The sequence below is a fragment of the Nitrosomonas oligotropha genome, assembly GCF_900106555.1.
In the GTDB taxonomy this organism is placed as follows: Bacteria; Pseudomonadota; Gammaproteobacteria; order Burkholderiales; family Nitrosomonadaceae; genus Nitrosomonas; species Nitrosomonas oligotropha_A.
In genome coordinates this window covers 1-24,290 of record NZ_FNOE01000024.1, presented here as the reverse complement: position 1 = coordinate 24,290, position 24,290 = coordinate 1, and the positions used below count along the sequence as shown (strand labels likewise).

Annotated in this window: 20 protein-coding genes and 2 pseudogenes; 9 read left to right on the top strand and 13 right to left on the bottom strand. The window is 46.2% G+C overall.

Annotation, left to right across the window (positions count from 1 at the left end):
* Positions 1 to 11: 11 nt before the first annotated feature.
* The 3 genes from BLU57_RS11880 to BLU57_RS11870 all read right to left on the bottom strand — a co-directional run bounded on the left by BLU57_RS11880 (position 12) and on the right by BLU57_RS11870 (position 3,053).
* Positions 12 to 1,013: a sulfate ABC transporter substrate-binding protein gene (locus tag BLU57_RS11880; RefSeq protein WP_090321111.1), complete on the bottom strand. Its 1,002-nt coding sequence runs from the start codon at positions 1,011 to 1,013 to the stop codon at positions 12 to 14.
* 31 nt (positions 1,014 to 1,044) lie between these two features.
* Positions 1,045 to 2,661 (bottom strand): alginate export family protein, encoded by a 1,617-nt coding sequence (locus BLU57_RS11875; RefSeq protein ID WP_371113168.1) that lies wholly within the window; start codon positions 2,659 to 2,661, stop codon positions 1,045 to 1,047.
* A 170-nt stretch (positions 2,662 to 2,831) separates the two neighbouring features.
* Positions 2,832 to 3,053 (bottom strand): YezD family protein, encoded by a 222-nt coding sequence (locus tag BLU57_RS11870; protein WP_090321106.1) that lies wholly within the window; start codon positions 3,051 to 3,053, stop codon positions 2,832 to 2,834.
* A 410-nt stretch (positions 3,054 to 3,463) separates the two neighbouring features.
* On the opposite strand from BLU57_RS11870, the gene BLU57_RS11865 reads away from it, so the two are divergent.
* From BLU57_RS11865 to BLU57_RS11855, 3 genes are all read left to right on the top strand, one after another.
* The gene (locus tag BLU57_RS11865; RefSeq protein ID WP_256206276.1) at positions 3,464 to 3,853 is read left to right on the top strand and encodes a beta/alpha barrel domain-containing protein; all 390 of its coding nucleotides are present in this window, start codon (positions 3,464 to 3,466) and stop codon (positions 3,851 to 3,853) included.
* A 63-nt stretch (positions 3,854 to 3,916) separates the two neighbouring features.
* Positions 3,917 to 5,704: a hypothetical protein gene (locus BLU57_RS11860; RefSeq protein WP_256206275.1), complete on the top strand. Its 1,788-nt coding sequence runs from the start codon at positions 3,917 to 3,919 to the stop codon at positions 5,702 to 5,704.
* Between the two features lie 411 nt (positions 5,705 to 6,115).
* The gene (locus tag BLU57_RS11855; protein WP_090321101.1) at positions 6,116 to 6,949 is read left to right on the top strand and encodes a hypothetical protein; all 834 of its coding nucleotides are present in this window, start codon (positions 6,116 to 6,118) and stop codon (positions 6,947 to 6,949) included.
* A gap of 263 nt (positions 6,950 to 7,212) precedes the next feature.
* Here the strand turns inward: BLU57_RS11855 and msrA are convergent, their stop codons facing one another.
* The 3 genes from msrA to BLU57_RS11840 form a co-directional block, all read right to left on the bottom strand.
* Entirely contained in the window at positions 7,213 to 8,541 is a 1,329-nt protein-coding gene (msrA, locus tag BLU57_RS11850) for a peptide-methionine (S)-S-oxide reductase MsrA (protein WP_090321098.1), read from the bottom strand.
* A 362-nt stretch (positions 8,542 to 8,903) separates the two neighbouring features.
* The gene (locus tag BLU57_RS11845) at positions 8,904 to 9,770 is read right to left on the bottom strand and encodes a hypothetical protein (RefSeq protein WP_090321095.1); all 867 of its coding nucleotides are present in this window, start codon (positions 9,768 to 9,770) and stop codon (positions 8,904 to 8,906) included.
* A gap of 182 nt (positions 9,771 to 9,952) precedes the next feature.
* A complete protein-coding gene (locus BLU57_RS11840) occupies positions 9,953 to 11,452 on the bottom strand; it encodes a transglutaminase domain-containing protein (protein WP_090321092.1) in 1,500 nt (499 codons plus the stop codon).
* A 255-nt stretch (positions 11,453 to 11,707) separates the two neighbouring features.
* Between BLU57_RS11840 and smbP the strand changes: the two genes are divergently transcribed.
* On the top strand, positions 11,708 to 12,097 hold the full coding sequence (gene smbP / locus BLU57_RS11835) for a small metal-binding protein SmbP (protein WP_090321089.1): 390 nt from the start codon (positions 11,708 to 11,710) through the stop codon (positions 12,095 to 12,097).
* Between the two features lie 84 nt (positions 12,098 to 12,181).
* Here smbP and BLU57_RS11830 read toward each other — a convergent pair whose 3' ends face one another.
* The 3 genes from BLU57_RS11830 to BLU57_RS11820 all read right to left on the bottom strand — a co-directional run bounded on the left by BLU57_RS11830 (position 12,182) and on the right by BLU57_RS11820 (position 15,239).
* Positions 12,182 to 12,838: a peroxiredoxin gene (locus BLU57_RS11830; RefSeq protein WP_090321087.1), complete on the bottom strand. Its 657-nt coding sequence runs from the start codon at positions 12,836 to 12,838 to the stop codon at positions 12,182 to 12,184.
* Positions 12,839 to 13,059: 221 nt separating this feature from the next.
* On the bottom strand, positions 13,060 to 13,806 hold the full coding sequence (locus BLU57_RS11825; protein WP_090321084.1) for a hypothetical protein: 747 nt from the start codon (positions 13,804 to 13,806) through the stop codon (positions 13,060 to 13,062).
* Between the two features lie 176 nt (positions 13,807 to 13,982).
* Positions 13,983 to 15,239: an MFS transporter gene (locus tag BLU57_RS11820; RefSeq protein ID WP_090321081.1), complete on the bottom strand. Its 1,257-nt coding sequence runs from the start codon at positions 15,237 to 15,239 to the stop codon at positions 13,983 to 13,985.
* 633 nt (positions 15,240 to 15,872) lie between these two features.
* Here BLU57_RS11820 and BLU57_RS11815 point away from each other — a divergent pair.
* The 4 genes and pseudogenes from BLU57_RS11815 to BLU57_RS11800 form a co-directional block, all read left to right on the top strand.
* A pseudogene (locus BLU57_RS11815) lies at positions 15,873 to 16,178 on the top strand (IS5/IS1182 family transposase); the annotation flags it as partial.
* 171 nt (positions 16,179 to 16,349) lie between these two features.
* Positions 16,350 to 17,036 carry a TIGR04211 family SH3 domain-containing protein gene (locus tag BLU57_RS11810; protein ID WP_090321079.1) on the top strand — a complete coding sequence of 229 codons (687 nt, stop codon included), beginning with the start codon at positions 16,350 to 16,352 and terminating at the stop codon, positions 17,034 to 17,036.
* Positions 17,037 to 17,379: 343 nt separating this feature from the next.
* Entirely contained in the window at positions 17,380 to 18,072 is a 693-nt protein-coding gene (locus BLU57_RS11805; protein WP_256206274.1) for a Crp/Fnr family transcriptional regulator, read from the top strand.
* A gap of 136 nt (positions 18,073 to 18,208) precedes the next feature.
* A complete protein-coding gene (locus BLU57_RS11800; protein ID WP_090321073.1) occupies positions 18,209 to 18,577 on the top strand; it encodes an SPW repeat domain-containing protein in 369 nt (122 codons plus the stop codon).
* A gap of 182 nt (positions 18,578 to 18,759) precedes the next feature.
* Here BLU57_RS11800 and rnk read toward each other — a convergent pair whose 3' ends face one another.
* Both rnk and BLU57_RS11790 read right to left on the bottom strand, forming a co-directional pair.
* The gene (gene rnk / locus BLU57_RS11795; protein ID WP_090321070.1) at positions 18,760 to 19,182 is read right to left on the bottom strand and encodes a nucleoside diphosphate kinase regulator; all 423 of its coding nucleotides are present in this window, start codon (positions 19,180 to 19,182) and stop codon (positions 18,760 to 18,762) included.
* A 514-nt stretch (positions 19,183 to 19,696) separates the two neighbouring features.
* Positions 19,697 to 20,155, bottom strand: a complete 459-nt coding sequence (locus BLU57_RS11790) for a hypothetical protein (RefSeq protein ID WP_176776440.1) — start codon at positions 20,153 to 20,155, stop codon at positions 19,697 to 19,699.
* Between the two features lie 490 nt (positions 20,156 to 20,645).
* Between BLU57_RS11790 and BLU57_RS11785 the strand changes: the two genes are divergently transcribed.
* Positions 20,646 to 20,894, top strand: a complete 249-nt coding sequence (locus BLU57_RS11785; protein ID WP_090321066.1) for a hypothetical protein — start codon at positions 20,646 to 20,648, stop codon at positions 20,892 to 20,894.
* A 408-nt stretch (positions 20,895 to 21,302) separates the two neighbouring features.
* On the opposite strand, the gene BLU57_RS11780 is transcribed toward BLU57_RS11785, so the two are convergent.
* Both BLU57_RS11780 and BLU57_RS11775 read right to left on the bottom strand, forming a co-directional pair.
* Positions 21,303 to 22,352, bottom strand: a complete 1,050-nt coding sequence (locus BLU57_RS11780) for an acyltransferase family protein (RefSeq protein WP_090321063.1) — start codon at positions 22,350 to 22,352, stop codon at positions 21,303 to 21,305.
* Positions 22,353 to 22,752: 400 nt separating this feature from the next.
* Positions 22,753 to 23,793: pseudogene (locus BLU57_RS11775) on the bottom strand (IS110 family transposase).
* Positions 23,794 to 24,290 lie beyond the last annotated feature (497 nt).

Here is a 24,290-nt window from a genome sequence, read left to right as displayed (position 1 = left end):
CTATGTTGTCATTACTTCAGATAAATCTGATCGAACGTGCCGCCATCGGCGAAGTGGGCTTTGTGTGCATTTTTCCACCCGCCGAAAGCCTCGTCGATTTTGAATAATTCGATCTTGGGGAATTTGGCGGCATACTTCTCGGCGACTCCCGCGTGGGTAGGGCGGTAAAAATGCTTGGCAGCAATTTCCTGGCCTGCTTCGGAATAGAGGTACTCCAGGTACGCTTCCGCAATTTGGCGTGTGCCGCGTTTGTCGACCACTTTATCAACTACCGCGACCGGCGGTTCCGCCAGAATACTCAGCGATGGAATGACAATTTCGAATTTATCCGCGCCATATTCCTTCAGCGCCAGAAAGGCTTCGTTTTCCCAGGAAATGAATACATCGCCGACACCGCGCTCCACGAATGTGGTGGTTGATCCACGCGCGCCGGAATCCAGTACTGGTACATTTTTATAAATGCTGCTGACGAATTCCTTCACTTTGCTTTCATCGTCGAATTTGCGTTTGCCGTATTGCCATGCCGCCAGATAATTCCACTGCGCGCCACCGGATGTTTTCGGGTTCGGGGTAATCACGGCTACGCCAGGACGGGCCAGATCATCCCAATCCTTTATGCCTTTGGGATTTCCCTTGCGCACCAGAAAGATGATGGTCGAGTTGTACGGCGTGCTGTTGAATGGCAATCGCGCTTGCCAATTCTCCGGCAGCAATTTGGCTTTTTCGGAGATAGCGTTGATATCGTTGGCTAATGCCAGTGTCACTACATCGGCTTCGAGGCCGTCGATGACGGAACGCGCTTGCTTGCCAGAGCCGCCATGCGATTGCCGGATCGTGACTTTTTCGTTGTTTTTTGCTTGCCAGTATTTGGCGAAGGCCGCATTGAATTCTTGATAGAGCTCGCGAGTTGGATCGTAGGATACATTGAGCAAGGTTTTGTCCGCCAATGCATTACTGCCGGCAATCAAACCGACGGTCAAGAAGCTTGCTGCTAGCCATGTTTTGATGTTCATAAAATTTTCTCCACTAATGATTTAAAAGGGTTTATAAAAGGCTGATAAGCACTTCAAAATATAAGAAATCCGTGTTGCCTGAGCGTTGATCGGTGCAAGGGTGCTTGTGCAAGGTTGCGCAAGAGGTAGCTGCGATCCGGTTTTTTACAAACTCTCCAGCAGTGAAATGGGTGTAACCGAGAGTAGTGCTGATACGCGATGTGGCTTGATAGCGTATGCGTCCTTCGAAGGCATGGCCACCGAAATCACCGCTCTGCCCGGTGCGGTCGCGATTGAATCCGGGATCTTTGATGGTATTGCTGATGTTGCCATCGAGAATATCGAACATGCGGTCCTTGCTGCTGGCCAGCCAATAGGCGCCATAACCGACTTCAAATCCGAGTTTCTGCGTCGGGCTGAATTCAAAGCGTATTTTCGGTGCTTTCAAGTTCTCATAAATCACATAGTGATCCGCCGACCAAGGCCGCGCAAATCCGAAGAAGCGGTCAAAGCGGTTGTCGACATTGTCATTGGGATTTTTATCGCCGCTGGCATAACCATAAAACAGAGCAATCCGTGGTTTCCAGGCATGGTCAAATGTTTTTCCTACTTCGATGGTGTATCCATGCGCATCCACGCGATTAGGGCCACTGAATCCTAGCTGATGGTTATAGCTGACATCGAAATCGAGAATATTGCTCGCCTTGCCATATACACGAAACCCAGGCATATGAATTTCCCGGTCCAGCCGGTTGGTTGCTGTGAAACCATTCGGATCACCTGTTTGCTTCTGCCCCATGTAGTAAGTCTGGAGGGTAGCGATGTCAGACCATTTGCGCAAAGTGCCGATCCCGCCAAAGAACCAGAGATTATCATTCGCTTCATCAAACTTGGTTTGCAAGCGGCGCACCGGCTGCATACCGAATAAGTCCAGCTCCCAGTCGTTGGCTTCGCGACCTAAATTCAGACGGAAACCTTCAAATGTATTGGTGGTATTGCGCCACTCATTGCGCGCGATAAAACGCCGATCGGTTGTTTCATAAGCCATGCGGCCGACACGGAATCGAACCGGTCGATCATTACCCCGGTCATCGGCACCGAGCGCCTTTTTGAAATACAGTTCGCCGTATGCGTTGAGCAGGTCGTACTCGTTTCTTTCCTGGTCGGTCGATACAAACCGGTTGTTATAAATCCGGGAATCTTGAAATTCGACCGCAAAGCGGAATGGATCCAGGATCTCTTTGATCCCTATCCATGCGCGTTGACGCAAGAAAAAAGGATCGTCGTTTCCGCCTTCGATACGCCGGATATCGTTATGACGATGTTCGTAGCGCATGCGCGATTCCAGTCCGATTTCCAGCCAGGTGACATCTTTAAACGCTTCAACACCGATATCGCTCAAGCGGCGCACATAGCGCGGCGGATCGGAATCCGGATTGGTGGCATAGCTGTTGGAGCGCTGATGATAGCTGATGGATTTTTTTGCCTCGGCGGCCTTTGTTTCCGGCACGATGGCGGGCAATCCTTTACCAGCTGATGACTTAGCCGTTTCATCCGGCATTTGCTGCACAACTTGCAGAATGGTTTGTTGCGCTGCTTGAAAATCAAGCGTTGTTTTTTGATCGGAAAATGCTTGAGTGGAGCTGATAGTCAGTGCGCTCAATGTCATAATTCTCGATAAGTACCAATGAAATTTCACTATATTCTCCTGGGTGAGCCCTCCGGAAATCCGGTTGAGTCACTGATTTTTTTGTTTTCTAACCTCCAGAGGTACTGGTCGGTGTCATTTTTTGTGATCAGCTTTGTCTTGTCAGTAAGATTCTTAAGCTGTTCAGGTGATTAAGATTTCAACGCTTTTCGGCTCGATCCGCTTTGGTTTACGCGAATTTTTTCGCGACACTCGATTTGTACAACTCTATTATCGTGAATGACGATTTCAATCGAACCGTATTCGATGTTTGCAACCGCGCGCAAAATTTCCTGCGCGACCTCCACGGGAATCTTCTTGATTGGATCATTGTTTGCAACAATTTTTTGTTCCAAACCGGAATCGGTAGTCATTTATATTGCTCAGCACAGTAGTAAAAATTGATGGAAGCGAAAGATAGCAATTTTTTTATATAAATAGAAATAATATTTTCTAATTTCTATATAATAAAAAGGAATTATGCTGCGTTGTGGCAAGAAAGTACGCTACTGCTAACCAGCTGACAGTTAAAGTAATTGCGATAAAAAGTGATTTCCGGGGTACTGGATTGCTGAACAGATGTACACTGGATCAACCGGATTGACAACGAAGTTAGCAAGTCATCGTTGTAGCCCCACATCGATGAAACGATTGCAGTAAAATGCAGTGCTAGAAAGAAGAAAATCCGGATCAGCATTGGCCGGTATCTTTTCCTCATTTGTACCCGAAGTGATTGGGTTATCGTGAATTAAATTGGCTAGATATGAATAATTTAAGAAGGTTTATGTTTCTTACGACGCTGCTGATATTGCTATTGTCAGCTTCAGGCTGCTCTGTTTTTATGGCGGCTAAACAACCTGAAAAGAAGGATGTCGATTTGTTAAAAGAAGGCACATCCCGGGCCATGCTGATTTCCGAGTTCGGTGCGCCGGTGATCAGTGAATATCGCGACGGTAAGCGCTATGAAATCTTTAAGTTTACCCAGGGCTATAGCACAGGTGCCAAGGCGGGCAGGGCATTTCTGCACGGCGCGGCGAATGTCGTTACATTGGGACTGTGGGAGCTGGTCGGTACACCCACAGAAATTACCTTCAGTGGCGATGACATGGCATTTCAAGTGCGCTATGACGAAAATGACATCGTGAATGAAATCGCACTGATTAAAAAGGAATAAATAGTTTGTTGCTCGGCTAACCATCGGTTTTGAAGGGTGCTGGTAAATTACGGGAGAATACGGATGAAAAGCTTACCGGTCTTTTTCATGAATGGTTTTTTTGCTTGCACTCTGACTCTGGTATGGGCGAGCATTCCGCAAGCGCTGGCTGAGGATGTCGCGTGTGAACAAACCGGCGCGGCGCATATTTGGATTTCGCCGTTGAATCCCAAGAATGGCGAATCGGTCAAGATTATGGCCGTATCGACAGATGGCCCGCTGGCGGAACTGGCGCTGAGTGGCGATCAAGGCCAGCGGATAGCGCTGCAACCGCGCCGCCGCGGCGGCCCGCCCTGGAGTCTGGTTGCTGCATGGGAAGAACCCGGCGCAGGGCACTATCGCGTCAAAGCGAGCCGGGATGGCAAACCGGTTGCCTGCTATCAATTTACCGTGGACGGACCCAATCCGCAGGAAAGACTCAAAGAATGGAATCTTGCCGCCGAAGCGTTTTATTCCGCCTGGATCGAAACCTTGTTTGGCGCGCCGCCCGAAGAAAATCTCAGTTTTACATCGCTGGAACCGGTATTGCGCAACGCCGAGCGCAACTTCTTGCACAATTATCTTGGCCTGAGCGAAGACAATAAATTGCCGCTGACGCCCGATTGCGCCGATTTGCCGTACACATTGCGGGCGTATTTTGCCTGGAAGACCGGTTTGCCGGTCGCTTTCCGCGCGTGCGGGCGCGGCTCAGCCAAGATGCCGCCACGCTGCGGCGTGCCCACCATCGTGTCTGAATTTACCCGTGGTATTACTTCGCAGAGCAATTTCACGAAATTCAGCCGGCGGCTAGTGGACACCGTTCACTCGGGTTCGGCACGCACGGGGCTTGAGGATGAATCAACCGACCTGTATCCGGTTTCGATGAGCCGGGAAACGCTGTGGCCGGGCACCGTGTATGCCGATCCTTATGGGCATATTCTAGTGCTGGCGGAATGGGTGCCGCAGACGGCGGATAATCCCGGCGTGCTGCTGGCCGTCGATGCGCAACCGGACAACTCGGTCACGCGCAAGCGCGTGTGGGAAGGCACCCTGTTGTTTGCCAACACCGCCAACGCCGGGCCGGGTTTCAAGGCGTTCCGCCCGTTAATTCAGACTGCTCCCGGCCAATGGCGCGTGCTCAGCAATAATGAACTGAGCGGTCACCCTGAATTTACCACTTATTCCTTGGAACAAGACCAACTCACGCCCGACGATTTCTACGCCAAATTGGCCAAGCTCATCAATCCCGAGGGTTTTGATCCGGTGCAAGCATACGAAGCCACGTTGGCCGCGCTGGTGGAACAAATCGAAACGCGCGTCACTTCGGTGAACAATGGCGAAGCATATTTCCGCAAAAATCCGCGCAGTGTCATCCCGATGCCCGGCGGCGCGGCGATTTTTCAGACTATAGGGCCTTGGGAAGATTATTCCACGCCGTCGCGCGACATGCGCCTGATCATCGCTATCAATGTGCTCACCGGCTTGCCGGAAAAAATCCTACGTCATCCGGAATTGTTTGTTCTCGGCAACCAAAGTCCCGCGCAAGCCAAAGCGCAGATCGAACAGCAGCACGCGCAGCGCATCCTGGAGAGCAGCATCCGTTACACGCGTAGCGACGGCAGTTCGTGGGAGCTGTCGGTGGCCGACGTGCTGGCGCGCAAACCGGCTTTTGAAATGGCCTACAACCCCAATGACTGCGCTGAAATCCGCTGGGGCGCCAAAGCGGATACGGAAGAATACGCCACCTGCCGCCGCCACGCACCGGCGGAACAGCGCGCGAAAATGGAACAGTGCCGGGCTTGGTTCAGGGAAACGCGCAGACCGGTACAGTGAGGAATCACGAGGCTTTTGCAGCAGTGGATGGGTGCCGGAATATTTCAGATCGGGTTAGTTACGATTAACCCGGTTAGTGCTGCCGCTTGTAAACAACGCTAGGAATTCTTACACCCTAGCTAATTTGGTTGTGATGGTGGGATTCCTTTCGTCATCCTAATCTACCGGGTTATAGATAAAAATAAGAAAAATGCTTATATATTTAACAAATTAGGTACTCTATCATGAAAAAAGAGGAAGGTATTCAGAAAGACCTAATAAGGAAGGTATAAAATATACACGTGCATATTTTTGCTCGGATAGAGTGACCAGCTTTCAGTGAAATACCTACTCCTTTCAGACTCATCTCATAATGGATGAAACTGAAATTCGATTGTCAATGTTATTAGTCGTAACAATAGGAGAAAGGTTATGTTAAGTAAATCATATGCACAAATGATCCAAACGAAAGGGAATTTTCTTTGGGGAATCATTGCAGGTTTGTTTATCATTTTCGGAGGATTGGTTTCAGTTCCTAACGCACAGGCGGAAATCTTGTTCGAGGATCATTTTAATGACGCAAGTTCTTTGAACAAATACACCATAATACGTGGAGAGGCCTGGATTGATAATCAGCGACTCAACACACGAGGCTATAGTGGGGATTGGCCCCGTGGCTCCATGGTGATCCCGAATGGCAATCCGCAATGGACTAATTTTAAAATGTCCGTAAAAGTGCAACCCATTGAAGGTTGGCACGAAACCATGCTCTTCTTTCCGACGCAGAGTTTTAATTTTGACCCAAGCGGCATTGGATTTATTGGGCAAGGGTACATTCTCTGGCTGGATAAGTCTGGTCCTGCTATATTAGCACCTGGAGAACTGGCCCAGTTTGATACCATCTCACTTCAACGCGTAGACTGCCCGGCGGGAGGGTGTCCCCAAAACATAGTGAGCACAGCTTCTCTCTCCCCCGTAGACACCCCCGTCGATGTCAACGTTGTGGTTAATGGAGGCCATTTTCAGGTTTTTCTGAATGGCACGCGATACATGGATTACACCGATCCGAATCCACTTCCAGCAGGTGGCATCGGCTTAGGGGGAGTATGGGAAACGCTGGCAACATTCGACGATTTGGTTGTGCAGGACATAGGCAAATCGTTTGATGTCTGCCAGAACGGTGGTTGGCGTGCTCTGACACGCACTGACTCATCACCTTTCAAAAATCAGGGTGATTGTATCCAGTACTACAATACAGGTAAGTAGCAAACAGAATGAGTGATACCGGGGGACTTATCTACTGCGAAGGGAGTCCTTCGGCCGAGGACAGTGAGGGTAATTGTTTTTTCCAAATTTCCCAAGAATCGATGATTCATAAATGGAAGAATTCATCATGCTTCACAGAATATTATTTAAATTAACTTCAGAATTAAAAACTCCTGATTTAAGGTATCAACTTATCATTTAGTTTTTCCCCTTCCCAGCACTTCTTGAAGTCGCAGAACCATTTACTCAACGGAGTCATCGAATCAATCCGGAACAAACTTCAACACATTACCATTGATGCAGTAGCGCTTATAGCTTGGTGGCGGGCCGTCGTCGAAGACGTGGCCGAGGTGGATGCCGGAGCTGGCGCTGCGGACTTCGATGCGGTTCATGCCGTGTGAATGGTCGTCGTGCAGTGTTACCGAGCCTTCGACAGGATCGAAAAAGCTCGGCCAGCCGGTGCCGCTGTTGAATTTTGCCTGGCTGAGAAAAAGCGTGGCGCCGGTGATCGGGTCGACAAATTTTCCGGGGCGTTTTTCATCCAAATTGGTCGCGGTGAACGGTGGCTCGGTGCCTTGCGCAAAAGCGACCTTCTGCTGTTCCGGTGATAGCAATTGAAAACCCAGCCATTTCCAGAAATTGGTGTGTTCCCCGTTATACCCGGTGTAGCGGGTGACTTCCTTGCCGTTCCGGAACAGCACGATGGTGGGGGCGGCGAACAGCGGTTTTTCCAGCACCCATCCGGTAGGCGGATTGGCGTTCAGCGTGGCCACGACCGGCACTTCCGATTGCCAGCGGCTGAGGATGTCTTCGTCAAATTGCTTGCAGAATTCGCACTGTTCGGCTTCGAATATGACCAACTGCTGGGCAAAGTTCAAATCCTTGCCGTCCAGCGGTTTCATGCGTGTAGCCGTTGCTGCATCGGCTGCGACATTGGTTTGTGCAATTTTCGGATTGGATGCGGGATATTTCACGCCCGCGCCGCCGAGGCCGCAGTAGCCGTTGGGGTTTTTTTGCAGATAATTCTGATGATATTCCTCGGCGGTGATGTAATTTTTCAGCGGTAGAATTTCAGTGGTAATTAGGCCATATCCGGCGGTATTCAGCGCCTGCTGATAAACTTTTTGAGTACTCAGCGCCAGGTCTTGCTGGGCTGCATCGTGATAATAAATGGCGCTGCGGTAATTGCTGCCGACGTCGTTGCCTTGGCGGTCGCCCTGCGTCGGGTTGTGGTTTTCCCAGAATTTCGCCAGAACGGTTTCGAGCGTGACTTTTGCCGGGTCGAAAGTGACCTTGATCACTTCGGCATGATTGCGCGCCGTTGTCCGGCCTGCGCTTAACATCCGCTCATGATTCAATATCTGCTGATAACCGACGCCGGGAAGATCACCGCCTGCGTAACCGCTTTCCACGTCGAGCACGCCCGGGATCTCTCCCATGCGCTTTTCGGCGCCCCAAAAACAGCCCATTCCCAAGACGATGTAATCCGTTTTGATAGTGCTATTCCGATCGATAGGTGTCACGTTTTTCTCCATTGCATAGGCTGTCAGAATACATAATAAACCGGCGATTGCCGCGATAATCTTTTTCATGATGAATCTCTAAGGTGTAATTGAGACAAATTTTCGACACTGAGGGAGTTGCTGAGGTTCATCGACAGAGGATGTGTGAGTGCAAAATTGTTTGAGCCTGATGGCACCGGGGTTTTTGTAAGCAACGTCGTCGCCGGTATTAATAATGGTAATGCTCTCGTGCTTGGCAATTCATTCTTTCGCAATAGATGCGTGTGAAGTTGTGATTTCAACCATGCCTTCCCGGCAATCTTCAAAGATGGCCGCATGCACTGATTACGTTCATGGTTCGACAGGCTCACCACGAACGTAACTAATGGGTGTGGTTTGTGCCGGATCGCGAACTTATCGAGCGATCCGGATATTGGTTAAATTTTTTTAAATCAATGAATCTGGACGAAACTGCCGTCTTGCTTGATCCAAAATTCATTGGTGAACGCATCGTAGATCGATTCGGCGTCGGTTGCGAAGCAATCGGCGACGGTTTGATTGGTGACGGTGTCTTTAAGCGCCAAGGTTACCGGCGGGGTGATGGTGACGCCTGGTATGCCTGTGGGCAGGCTGCCGAATGAATTGGTGATGTCGAAGCAAGTGTCGGAATTGATAATCAGATTGGTTGCTTCGGCGGGAGCGTTGACGGTGCAATGCTTGCCGCTGGCGAAGCTGCTGGCGAAGGATTCAAACGGATTGGGAATGCCGGGAATCGAAATGGTGATGCCGTTGATCGCCGAGGAAGTCACGTTGGTCGATGTCAGCATGGATACTCCGGACGCGGCGGTCTGTTGCGGTGTCTGGCAAAAGCTATTACTGTCGGGGATCGGAATGCATTGGCCGTTGGTGGTTACGTTGACGACATTGCCGCTTTGCGTATAGGTTAATCCGGCTGGCGCGTTGGCGGTGTTACACGCTGGAATACTGCCGTTGCCGCCGGAATTGTTGATCTGAGCGATTAAATCCGCTAACGGTGAAACGATGGTTGGATTGTCGCCCCACGGCCCGCCCATGACGTAAACCTTATTGTCGCCTTTGTTCAAGCCTGCATAAATACCGGTATCCGGATAAAAGCGGAACAGCCAGGGTTCGATGCTTTGCGTCGCTTGATGATTGGGAAAATACGCGGGATAGGTATTTTCGGCCCAATTCAATAAGGTTTCGGTGTCGCTGCTTAGATCGGCAAAAGCAGGATTGAAGTTACTGGACAGAATTATGGCATAGATGCCTATTGCAAATTTTTTCGGGGTATTTTTCATCGAGTAATCTCCTTTTTTATTAAAATAATAACCCGAAGAATATCATATTCTTCGCGGGGATTGGCTCTGTAGGCGTTTCCGCAATGTTTAAGTATTTGTAATAATTGATGAATTACGCGATGGAGATCCGGGCACAGTAAAATAGTTTGTGCCCGGTCATTGGTAACCTGTTCTGAGTTTTTCTACGGCTTCCAGTGTTTCACGAAAGCATCCCGGATATGTCTCACCGCGGCATCGTAACGTAACTGGTATTGTTCCGAATACGCTTTATTGCCGGTATACAAGATATGCGCTTTGCCGCGCGTGTCTTCATCGACCGCGATCTCATTGTGATGCGGCAGTAATCCACGCCCCGAAAAGTCTTTCTTTTTCACTAAATCGGGCGGAATGAACGTAAGTGCTTCGGCGGCACCGTGAGTATCGCCTTTTTGCGCATAGCGGCCGGAAATGATTTGCCCTTGCCAATATTGGGCGGCATCGGCTGCTGTTCCTTTATTTAAATTGGTGTTCCGGGAAAAATTCTGAAAATCGAAGGATGATCCTGAACCGTAATCGGGTTTCTGCGCTAGACTGGCATCCGGATGATCGGGATCGAATAACTGCAAATTGCCATTGCTCACCGATCCGAAATGGCCATAACTGGTGTGCGCGTAAAAATCGGCTATCGCATGTGCAGCGAGATGAAATGCATTCAGGTTTTTCAGGCTCTCTTGCTCAAATTGCGCCAGCCGGTCTTTAACTAAATTCCAGCCATCGGTGATGTAGCCATTATCGAAGTGATCCCTTGGATCGTAAGATCCGGGTAGGTCGACATCGTCAACGGTCAGGCTTTTCTGCCATAAAACACTGGTGAAATGCCGGTTGAGCGAATTTAAAACCCAAGGCGGGCAAATATCGGCTGAGAGCGCTTTATTCAGTACACTTTTATGGACCCACCCGGCAAATTCCGGATGCAGGCTCGACCAATCGCGTTTTAAATCTTCCGATATTTTCTTTTTATACACGGAGGGCTGCTGTGTTTGCCATAAGTGCACGTCGTTGAACAGATAGAAAGGCACATACTCGGCTTGCTCCGGCAGATCTTTTTTGACTTTAGTCTGTTTTTGTATTTTTTTCGCATGAGCGGGTTCGATGACTTGCCAGTGACCGGCTTCATCCTTGTACATGACCCAAACATGATCGAAGTCATGCTGTTTTCCTTTCGTCCATGTTCTGAATTTCCCCAGCGCCACCCTGACATTGAACGAACTGATGCCGCTGGCCAGCAATAACGATGCGATCAGTAATGCACGATCCTCGCAATCGCCCGATTTAAGCGCAAGCGTTTCTTCCGGAAACTGCCACGGATCGAGACCGTTTGTCGGTGTGTATTCGATTTCCTTGGCAACGAACTCGGCAATGACATTTGCCCGGAAATCGAACGATCCCGGATCTCTGGAGCGGAAAAACTCCCAACTGGCGTGCGGTAGTTTGGCAATGAATTTTTTAATCTCCTTTTCCAAGGTGCGGCGCATCACCACATTGCGCTCGCTCACTAGGAATTCCCGCACATCAATATCGTAATTGCCTTTGCTGTGACCTACCGGGGGGCGCGATGAAGGAACGATGGATTCATGAACGATACGCTCTCCATCCCAGTTCCAGTTGTGTGACCGGGAAATCTTTGAAAATGAGAAACACATGTTTTATTCTCCTTCACGAGTAGGGGGTCAGAACGATACCTAACTTGGCACTCTTATTATTTTCAGCATGACAGATCTGTCGCATTCATACAATCGTGAATTCGGAAATTCACGGATAACAGACTAATTTTAATGGTATTCACTATTCCGGAACCTGTCGAAAGCGGTGATTATTCTGGTGAGAAGCGTATTTAACCGGTAAGAAGTGGTAGTGTATGTTTTACCTTGATCAACAATCCGTGAGGTTCTTATATCATGAAAAATATTTTATCGATCTTAGCAATGGCTGCCGGGGTACTTTTATTCAGTAATGGAATCAATGCATCAGGCTATGCAAACAAAACTGAATCCGGAGGGGAAGGGGTAGGTTCTATGATCCAAGCGATCAAGCATGCGGAAAGGGCGAGAACGCATAAAGCGCATGCCGAGCATATTCTTCAAAACGCGGAGAAAAGTCTGGAGTATGCCAAGAAGGCTGAAGCTGAAGCGATAGAAGGCGGAAACGACAAGGGAAGGAGACCCATCACCGAATCCATCCGGCATTTGGTCGAGGCGATCAACCATGCCAAAATGGGGCATACCGATATCGCCAGTGAACATATTACCGATGCGCTAGAACAGATGCATCAATTTGCCACCCAGTGAGTACATTGTATTGATCACGCTATCCTGATAAAACATCGAATTGACTATGTTGTTCAACAGAATAGCGTGAGCGTGATCAACGAATTAAGGCTGTTTTACTTTACGCAGATAGGGTTTTAGTGTTGTCCAGCCTTGGGGATAAATCTTCTGCGCTTCTTCATTGCTGACCGAAGGCACGATGATGACATCGTCGCCTTGCTGCCAATTCACCGGTGTTGCCACTTTGTGTTTCGCGGTTAGCTGCATGGAATCGAGCACTCGCAAAATTTCATTGAAATTACGGCCGGTCGTCATGGGGTAAGTCATCATCAGTTTGATGTTTTTATCGGGGCCGATGATGAAGATCGAGCGCACGGTTGCGTTTGTCAACGCAGTCCGCCCTTCCGCCGAGCCCGTTTCATCCGCGGGAAACATATTGTACAGTTTGGCGACGTGCAGGTTCGTATCCGCGATCACTGGGTAGCGAATGGGCGATCCGCCGACATCTTCAACGTCTTTCAGCCATTTCTCATGGTCAGTAAGCGGATCAATGCTCAGCCCGATGATTTTAGTATTCCGTTTATCAAACTCGGATTGGATGCTGGCCATATAACCTAATTCCGTTGTGCAAACGGGCGTGAAATCCTTAGGGTGTGAGAAAAGTACCGCCCATTTGTCTCCAATCCATTCGTGGAAATCGATCTTTCCGTGCGTGGTATCTACTTGAAAATTGGGTGCTTGATCATTAATGCGTAATGACATGGATAACTCCTTGGTTTTAAGTTGATTAAACGTATGGATCAATCAATGATAGTTCAAACCTTAACAGGTTGCGTGGGCTAATCGGGCAGATGCGTAGAAGAAGTATCCCGGATCACTCCCGTCATGAAGCTGAATCACAGTATATTTGAAATTGTTTGGAATGGATCATAATTCGTCGATGCGGCTACCGGCAATAAACGGCTAGCAATCGCATCAGCGTATTACAAAAAATGCAAAATACCGATCAGCGACGCACCGCCAACCGCGTAGATGAGCGGGCTATCCCAGGTATGCGGAGAAAAAGCCTCAGCCAGGGTGATCAGAATTGGCACCGTGAGCACAGCGGCGATGAATTGGATCGGACTGAAATAGGAGTGGAAAGCTAAAATTGCGATAAAAGTTGTGATGAATACGCATGCGCTACCGGCATAACTACGAACGTATTTTTCCTGGGTAAAAAGCGCATAAGTGGTATATTTTCTTTTTCCGAATTTTATCCCCACCGGCTCGGCAAGACCGTCGCCGACGCCATTGGCAATAATGATGATCATGATAACCGGCAGCAGCGCATGACTTTCAAAGTAGGCCAGCAAGGGAATGAGCACCAAGTAGCTGGCGATAAACTGGGTATAAAGCCAAGTCAGCGTTAATGGCCTGTCCTCCGGCCGGTCAAACGAGCAAAACATCACGGATAACACCCTGACCCTATTGCGCACGGGTGCTATGAAAAATGTTAGAAAAATAATGGCACAGACTAAATCGATGAAAAATGTCGCTGCGCTATAGGGGTAGTCAATGACCATCGACAGTAAAGTTGGCAGGAAGAAAAATGCAAAATGATTGATTTTTCTTGTGTAATTGACTCTAAAATTTCGATGAATGACGAGTAATCCACACACATAATGGATCAAAAACAGCGCTGTATAGAAGATGGCATGATGCAGCCAATACTCGGCGGGAATACTCATTTTATAATGCGAAGACTTAACATGCGCTAAGCGAGATTTCTTTCGGTATAGCCGGAAATTAACACTGATTAGCCTGAGCGGGATTTCTGTTTATCGTTAAAGCATCTGCATGCCGGGATTGTATCCCGTCTGCAAGAATGGAACAAAACCGCTTGCTTGCGCAAACGACAAAATTTTTAAAACCGTCGAGCCAGCTTTAACCCAACCAAACTGAACACTCCGGCAATGGTCAAGTAAAGACCGACGAGTGACGTACCGCCAAAGTCACTGAGCGCCTGTGCGGCGATTGGAGCGACTGCTCCACCCAGGATGCCGCCCGCATTAAAAGCCAATGAAGCGCCTGTATAACGGATCCGTGGTGGAAACAGCGATGGCAGCCATGCGCCGAGCGGGCCGTAGACAAAGCCCATTACGAATAGCGCGAGCGATAGTGCTGTCCATACCAGCCATAGCGACCCCGAACCCAATAACGGGCCAAATAGTAATCCCATGCCAATGGTTGCCGCGCATCCCCATGTCAATACCCGCGCCGCGCTGGTTGCATCGGACCATATACCCGAGACGATGATGCCGAGCGCAAGGAACAGAATGGCAGAAAGCTGGGTAGTCAGGAAAACTTCACGGCTGTATCCCAAGGCAACCGTTCCGTGAGCGAGTGCGAAAGCGGTAGAAAGGTAAAAAATCGCAAAACAAGCGACCACCGCGAAAGTCCCGGCGAAGGTGACAAGCGCATGATTGCGGATCAGTTCGCCGATGGGCACTGGAATCGGCGGGTCCTTTGCCAATGCTTGCGCAAATTCGGGTGTTTCGTTGATCTTTAATCGCACCCACAGACCAAGACCGACCAGGATTGCACTGGCCAAAAACGGTATGCGCCATCCCCACGCCGCAAATTCCGCTTCGCTCAACCCCATGCCGATCAACAAGAACAACCCATTGGCGGCAATGAATCCGATCGGCGCGCCCAGTTGTGGAATCATACCGAACCGTGCCCGCCACCCCTCGGGGGCATTTTCAACCGCCAGCAGCGCCGCGCCGCCCCATTCTCCGCCAAGACCAAGCCCTTGCCCGAAGCGCAGGATACACAGCAGTAGAGGCGCAACCCATCCAACCATCGCGTAGGTTGGCAGGAACGCGATCAGCAAGGTCGATACTCCCATCAACATCAATGACGCAACCAGCGTGGATTTCCGCCCGATTCGATCACCGAAATGGCCGAATAAAATCGCCCCGAAAGGGCGCGCGATGAACGCGAGACCAAAACTTAGAAATGACAACATCAACTGCGCGGATGCAGAACTGGCTGGAAAAAATAATGGCCCGAACACCAATGCCGCCGCTGTCGCGTAAATGTAGAAATCGTAAAACTCCACCGCCGTTCCCACCAGACTTGCGACTAGTATTCGGCGATGCTGGCGATAAGGGCTGGTCATAATCGTTTTCCTTGGAATTTTCCGGGCTATCACCTCAAAGAGCGACCACCTCTTTTTTACCGGGAGGGACGATAATGAAGAACTGACCGTTTGTCAAACCAATGACTATACGATCAAGAGTTTATGAGATCACACGGGATTTGCAGTAATGGTGTTGATTTGTAGATATATGCCGACAGAAAAAAGCTTCGCGCGATGGTGAAGCAAGGCAAATAGCTTGTAATCAGACCAAATTGGGGTGTATACCTTCAATCGACCGATTTACAGTTACGAAGATTGACTGCTTTTGTATTACAGAAAAACAAAGTAGCAGTTTTTTTGAGGTGTGATTGTCCGATACGACTCTTATAATTGTATCGATTTAAATCTTGTTCTTAGAAGTATCAAAATCAACCGGGGCACAGACTGTCCATCACTATTTATGAGAGTCTCTCTATTGACTAAAATAGTTCGCCCAGTACCAATAGAATCGGTATATTTAAAATGTAATGTTGATGGTGTGAAAAGTAACTTCCCCGATATTAAAAAACAAACTTTCTCCCGCACAGTCACTGAAGTTTCTTTAGATTCATTACTGGAAGTGTTAAATGTGTTTATTATGGCCCTCCAAAGCTTGCCTAGCACTTTAACTCCAAAAGCCGTGCCGGGAATACCACGAAGATTCACTTGGTGGTTGATAGTTATGGTTCGTCGATTGAGTTGAGATTACCGGTGGAGAAGTCAATGACTGCTTTGCAGCCCCCGGTTTGATTGCCAAGTTACCTGATTAGAGGGTAATGCGGATATGGATTGGAGTTTGTATAGATGCAGGCATTGGGTGGAAAATGCTTTTGCCCGGCTAAAGCAGTATCGCGCAGTGGCAACAAGATATGATAAGTTAAAGAGAAATTACGAAAGCATGGTCGCTATGGCTTGTGGGTATCATGGGTACCTATGTGAAATGTCAACAAACCCTAGTACCAAAGTCGAAGATAACTAAAAAAAGCATTCATCCGCAAGCAGTTAGGTATTAGCTGCGCTCATCAATCTGCGTGTTTTTAATCAGCTTTCGTTCAAAGAGGTGGAAAATTGAATCCGCAGAGATTAAAAAATTAATTGGGGCATAATAATATGCAAAAACATTTTAAAATCATGATTTTATTAGCCTGTCTGCTAATGATTAATACTCAACTGTTTGCAAAAAATATTCAGTATGTCAGTGACGAGCTCACGATACCGATGCGCACTGGCCCTACAACCAGTAATAAGATTTTAAAATTCTTGACCAGTGGTATGAAGGTTGAAGTACTAGAATTATCGGATGATAAAAATTATAGCCGGATTATGCTGGCAGGTGATGAGAGTAAATCTGGCTGGGTAGAAACACGCTCACTGATGTCTCAACCCAGTGCTCGTGAGCAACTTGTTGCAGTCAATAAAAGCAACGAAGCGTTAAAAGATAAGCAGGTTACGTTGAAAGCAGAATTATCAGCGTTACAGAAGAGAAATGATGAATTGCAGGAAGCGCAGAGCCAACTAGAAAAAAAATACATGGATCTGCAAAATACCCTAGCCAGATTAAGAGCAGATGTGGCAGAGCCCATTCGTATTGCAGATGAAAATGAACAGTTAAAGCAGCAGTTGCATCATGAGCAAAATAAAAATATTGATCTGGTCAAAAAAAATGCATTTCTGGAAGATCAGAATACCAAACAGTGGTTTATGATTGGAGCTGGTGTTTCTATGGGTAGTTTGATTTTGGGTCTATTAATTACCAGAATTCGATGGAAGAGAAGAGACAGCTGGGGTTATAGGTAGCTTTGATTTTTCTGCTTATCTAAGCAAAGGAGCGTATCCCGAATTTTGTGTAAACGGTGTTTGTATTAACGGAAAGACATGCGCTCCTCGAACATGATGGTAAACCTGTTGAATTCCAGTCGATCAGCTGATCAATCTGCTTAAGAAAATTTCCTTTCTACGTGCGGCGAGTTACATCGTATTTCGAAAAACTCATAATCAACAATTCAATGCGGTTGTTTTAAAGCATTATTGTAACGCCAGACTCATACTCTGGGGGCGTTGCCGCGCAAAGGTCTCTATAATGTAAAAAGTAATATCTGTATTACAGAACATTGTTGGTAACTCTCTGATGGAATTGAAAATGCAATCTATAGCGCACGATGCTAAATCTAAGCTGATTAGAGAATTTTTTGAACGTGATATGAATCAATTACAGAAGGATTATCCTTCGATTGTGGAAATTAATGTTCCGAAAAAAACTTTTCTTTACCGTCAAGGTGACTATTGTTCCAATTTATTTTGGATAAAAAGCGGTATTGTGAAGCTTTCTCATTTAACGGAGCAAGGGAGTGAAATTACTATTGATCTGCTTAAAAGAGGGGATGTCACTGGTTGCTTTCAAAATAATTCTGCCGATCAGGAAATAGATGAGACTGCGCAAACATTGGGTGAAGTTAATTACTATCGAATAGCATATGGTGATTTTAAAGCAATGATGTCTCATCAAGCAGAGTTGGCTTGGTATGTCATTGAAGATATGTATGCTCGGAGACAGAGAGTAGAACGCAAGTTAAGAACTATTTTGACTCAACCCGTTGAAGTACGCGTTATAAATACATTATTAGAACTGGCAGAGATGTTTGGAATAAGATGTACGCATGGGTATACCTTAGAAATTCATTTAACCCAGCAGGAGGTGGCGGATTTAGTGGGAGCAAGCCGTTCTGTGGTAAGTACGATTTTGAATGATTTCAGAAATCGCGGAATGCTTGATTATACGCGCGATCAGATTTGTATTAATGATGCTGCTCTTCATGATTTTTGTGGATTTTAGTATCTTCAATAACTTGGCGCGAAATGAAATATTTGTAAATTTGTTTTGTAGATAACAGACATCAATGATTGCTCTGTATTAATTTATTGATCGTGGTGACTATTGGAGTGACCAAAATTAATATAGGAGCATTCACATGAAAGTAATCTCACCGCGTATACACGGTTATCTTGATTTTTTGACAGTCTTTATTTTTTTACTTGCCCCTACACTTTTAGGACTAGAGCAACTATCAGCAATACTTGCCTATAGTCTTGCTGTAGTACATTTGATTGTTACCCTTGCTTCTGATTTCCCTTTCGGGGTAGTAAAGCTAATTCCATTTACCGTGCATGGGTGGATTGAGCGCATGGTTGGCCCCTTGTTGATAGCTATACCCTTTATTCTTAATTTTTCAGATGAAGAGGTGGCAAGGAATTTTTATATTGTGATGGGTATTGTTATTATCGTAATTGGTATGCTTACTGATTATCGGGCTGGAGTAAGAGTGAGAAAAGTTGAATAAAATAGATAACAGTAGCGTCATTCAATTATGACTTCAGCGAGTGGTCATTGCGGTGGCCACTAAAACAAGTAAATCAGAAGGCACTTAATTAGCTTCAGTCTGTATCTGGCACTGAACTGCTATTAAAACAATTGTTTATATATTGTATGTAATGATTTCGTATCTGGCGGCTGATGCGCCGCTTACCGGTGATATTCGCCGGAGCGTTCGGGCTGATATGTGACTTCTTTGATCCGCACTCGCAACATGCCGCCACCCGGTTTGGGCCATTCAATTTCGTCCCCTTGGGAAAGCCCAAGCAGCGCGCTGCCAACCGGTGCAAGAATCGAAATCTTTTCACCAGAAGTATCCACATTCCAGGGATATACGAGCGTAAGGCAGAATTCCTCATGTGAAGAATCGACTTCAAATCTCACCGTGGAATTCATCGTTACTACCGTCGCGGGAATATCCTCAGGTTCTACAATTTCTGCCCGGGCCAGTTCGACCTCAAGATCATCCTTGCCGGGAAAGGACATGTCAGATAGCGATTCAATAAGCTGCTCAAGCCGCTCGGTGTCGAGTGATGAGATGATTACTCTCGGTTTTTTATATGGTTTTGTCATTTAAAGCCTCTGCTGATAATTAAACTATGGCCTAACTGGAATTAGAGAAACGTTGATTAATTGGACGATACGAGCGAACCACTTCGTTGCGCGGTCACCGCTCCCTCGCCTATGTTGTTGATAAGTCCCGATTGCTACGTTCCGTGCGTCTCGTGCTTCATCTCGCCCGCTGAATTAATCAGTGTTTCCTTAGCAACGCGACGGCAAGTGCATTACAACAAACTATCAACAAACCAAAATTTGATGAGCTAAAACATCTTTTGATTTAGGCATACATCTGTCTAGTTTGCTTTGACGGCGTACAGTTTCATCTTGATTCTATGGAAATTCATGTGAATGTGATCTATCGGGATTCTATATTGATAGCCGTATGTAAAAGAGAGTGCGCTGTTTCACTCGTCGACTAACTCGAAGAAAAATATGACTCCCAGACGCAGATAAAATTGGAAACTGGGGATATTAAAGACCAACCACCGAATGATATCGGTGGTTGTTCGTTACTTTATCAAAGATCTTAATTGCCCGAATACTCTGGGTATCCCGAGATCTTCGAAGTAAAGTCACGATCCTGGTTTGATTTTGTCATCTTTGTTTGATGATTATTTTGTTCCATCGCCATTTTTCTATGGAGATCAGCAAATGCCAAACTTTCCTGTATTATTTTCTCATATGCTTGAACATTTGCTTTAGCATGCGATTGAGCATCTAAACCTTGTCTGCCAAAATAATAAGGACGTTCTTCATATTCCTGAAGTATTTTTTTGTTCGCTTGTAGCCTTACTTGTGCGTCTTTGGCGACACCTTCGTAATGCTTAACTAAAGCGTCATGATTGTTACTCGGAATTCCGGTGGATTTAACCGCTGACGGACTCATTTGTGCACAAGCAGTTAACACAGTGAGTGCTAATAGTAGGGAAGATAATTTGAGTACTTTATTAATGGGTACTCTCCAGTCATAAATAAATGTAGTCATTTTTATTCCTCCAAGATGCGTTCAGTATAGGTTGGAAAAGCTTTCGTGTAGGTGCAGAAATTCATTTTGATCAAATTCTTTTTACACGTTAGCTCCGATCGCATTTCGAACAAGAAAGACTTCGCTATTACATTCATATCAATTTTTCCTTATCTAAAATTAAGCATGTATAAAAATAAACATTGCTATTCGTCAATAAAACTCATCGCTTACACTTGAATGAGAATAATTGACCATTATTCACTTAAGGTTAAGAAAAATAAGAACTTTCTCAACCCAATTAAACTTTACCACAAACAAAAATTAATTCCAACAGAATATCCGACTTTTTTACTCGGGAATAGTTCATTGATAAAATTTTATACAAATTACAAAGCGATCAACCCCCGCTGAGTTTCGCTAACAAGTGAATGAAAGGCAAGCAGAAGAATGATCGTGCATCTTTAATATTAGTAAGGGTAACAAGTTGTGCGATTGTCGAATCTTCCTGATGGAAAAACTCGATATCCTGATTCTCAATGTCTTGGTAGACGAAGTATTTAATTCCGAGCTAGTCAAAACAATGCTATCTAACATGAAAAAGCAGATCAAAGTAGCACAGGAAAGTCGGGACGAAGGGTTGAAAAGACTAACCAAAGAACTGAATGAAATGAAGATCGCTACAGATCGGCTTTATGAAGGGGCCGAGAACGGATTTCTGCCATTGGACTCACATTGTAAGAGCGCTTTCACAAACTGAATGCAAGAGAGCGGGAATTGTTGATGCAGATTGTGAGATACCGCCGCCAACAGTACTTGCCTGAAATCGAACAAAATTAGCTTAAAGTGTTTACTGAAGAACTGAGAACGAAATTACTGGACAGAAAAAGCAGATTCGACAAGGAATAACTAAAGCTGTTGGTCAGTGAAATTGGTCTCAATACCAATGTGCTGACTGCTTGAAATCGATTTTGGTCTAGAATCTAAAAGTACGATGATCAGTGCGCATCATCGTAACTCCAAGAAAATTATGGCTCGCCAAAACAGGCAAAACTGGTAACTGGGAATTGGTCGTTTGCATCGACGGTAAAATTAATCCAAAATCATCACAGTCCCACTGTTCAATTAAAGCTGGTGGTGGATAGTCTGACTCTATCAAAACTCTTTCTTAATTATCTTGCCGGTTTTCATTCGCTACCCTCCGACGGAGTGAATTTAACAGTGGTCGTTCGATAACTAAATATGCGAGGCACCCTAAGGCAATCGTTCCTGTGAGAACGACAATGTATGTTCCTTCAGCACCAATTATTTGATGAAAACCTACTTTTATCACAATTTTCAGTAGGAGCCCACTAATCGAAGTATGGATGAGATAAATCGTGTAAGACGCATCTCCAATAAGCCTAAGCAAGTAAGGGATATGTAAATGCCCAGACAGTTCAAGCTTTGCTGCACCAACTAGTACGAGAGCAAATCCAAATCCAAGAAGAAGCTTAGATAGCTCATGTGGTAGTGGCATTGTTACTAATGCAAAAATCGTAAGGCAAGTTCCGATGGTAAATTCTACTACTCCGCGACCACCATAACGACAGAGCCACATTGCGCCCATGCCAAACAGAAAATATAAATTATGTGCTGAGGTATAAACGTTGAAAGGCGTGCGCTCATCTACTCCAACATAGTGAAATAAAATAATTGGAAAGAACATGAACACGCCGAATGCCACTAAACCAATGCGATAATTAAGAATGAGAATAGAAAAAACTGCATAAAAAGCCAATTCATGAAATAAAGTCCAAGCAACTGGTAAGGGTGGGTTGGCATCGGTGAAGCGGATCAAACTTAAAGAAGTGATCCAGTCACCAAAGGTCTGTGGCATTTTAGCAACAGTATCTGCGTTACCCACACCTAATGCGATCAACAAAACGAATGTGCCAGTATATAGCCAATAGATTGGGAAGAGTCGAACAAAACGTCGATAAATATAGATCCTCCATGCATCTGGTTTTCCGATATCATCGACATGAGCAAGGAAAATAATGAACCCCGACAAGACAAAAAAGAAGTCAACGCCCAGATGGCCGTGTTTAGTGTATTCTCTAAATACTTCCTGCCCACCATATCTATCAAGTTCCATCATACTCGACAAATGAAACGCAGCTACACTAATTGCTGCTAGCGCTCGACCTGCTTGAAGTGTTGTAAGCGTTTTAAGCATTCCACCCTCTAAAAAATATTCCTCAGTCTTTATTTCTGACTTGACTCGTAACTCATGAATAGAGAATTTCTAATAAAAAAGCACAAGCGTGCCATTTATCTACCCTCGTTCAAGTAACATACATGGACGCCCACATTATGCCAAGCTTTCATTTAATGATTTTAAATTGGTAAAGATTGCAGCCATACATTCGGATTATTTGTGAGACTATGTCTCTATCCCTGATGGAATTCGCTGAGTAGATCCTAATCACGGGGTCGCACATTATTAATGTGCTGTGTTACTTACAGGTTTTTCTACTCACGGTCTTACCAGTATCGCCATCATTTCATAATTGCCTGTGCAATCGTAGAATTCCTTAATAATTTATTGTTACTCAGATTTTATTCAATCGCCTTGATTACATTTTGGCAACGATAGTTGCCGAAGTGTAATCAGGGTGATATGTCTGGCTGTTGGCCAGGAGTGCCCACACAATCCGGGCATTCTTGTTTGCCAGTGCAACCGCTGCTACATTCTTGTTACATCGAGTCATCAGCTTTCTCAACCAACTTTCCGGCTTTGCCTTGTTCTCGGCAAATCGAATCACGGCTCTTGCTCCGTGGATTAGCAGTGTTCTGAGATAGGTATCGCCACGTTTGCTGATGCCCAACAGATTCTGTTTGCCTCCACTGGAATGTTGTCTGGGCACCAATCCCATCCATGCAGCTAACTGACGGCCATTCTTAAATTCTTTGGCTCTCCCTACTGTCGCCACAATCGCACTGGCCGTGATCGGCCCAATACCCGCGATTTCAGACACTCTCCGACTCGCTTCATTTTCTCGGTGCCACAGCACAATCTGCTTTTCCAGTTCTCCTATTTGACGATTCATCTCTTTCAAGTTTTCCGTTAATCTTTCCAGTAGGGTTCGCATCATGCCAGGCAATCCGTTTTCTCCATCTTCTAGAATTTCCGGTACCCGCTTCATGATCGAATATATTCACAGTGGTATCACGATTCCAAATTCTGAAAGCAATCCACGTATTTGATTTGATTGCGCTGTTCTTGTCTTCACAAAGCTTTGTCTTGCCCGATGCACTGACAAGATCGCCTGCTGCTCTACCGTCTTCACCGATACATATCGCATGTTTGGCCTATTGACTGCTTCACAGATCGCTTCTGCATCAGCCATGTCATGCTTGTTTGTTTTTACATAAGGTTTCACAAACTGTGGCGGCATGAGCTTAACTGTATGCCCAAATTCACTCAGCTTTCTCGCCCAATGGTGAGAACTGCCACAGGCTTCTATGCCAATCAGACAAGGCTCAAGATTAGCGAAGAACTTCGCCATTTCGTTTCGTCGCAGCTGTTTGCGCAATATTGCTTTGCCTTGTACATCAACACCGTGAATCTGAAATACTGTTTTTGCTAAATCGATACCAATCGTTGTAATTTTCATTTCGGACGCTCCTCTTTATCAAGTAGGTTTTATTGCACTACTTACTTTGGCATTTCAATGCCGTGTTGGGGAGTGAGCGTCCATTCCATTACGGGGGAGGCTACAAATACATGCCATTGAAAAATAAAGAATAACTATAAAGGTTTTTTGTCTTTCAGACAATCAGTTAAATATCCTTAAAGCCGCCTATGCGAGCAACCGGACGTGAGGACGGGTGCGCAGGCAAGGCAGCGCTGCTGGTAGCCATGAGATTCGGTAAGCGCATAAATCCATAGAGGGCGCCGCCGACGTACCATACGCCTAAGAGCGGGGGGCTGTTGAGTTATGCGCGTTTGTAACGTGTGGTATAACATGACTTGGTCAAGTAAAACCGGACACTCCAGTTAAGTGATTTTTTTCAGTTGTAAGAATTCCTAGCGTTGTTTACAGTATTCAGGAGAATACTGTAGATGAACATACACAAACGCACTCGCTTAACATTATTGGATCGTCAGGAA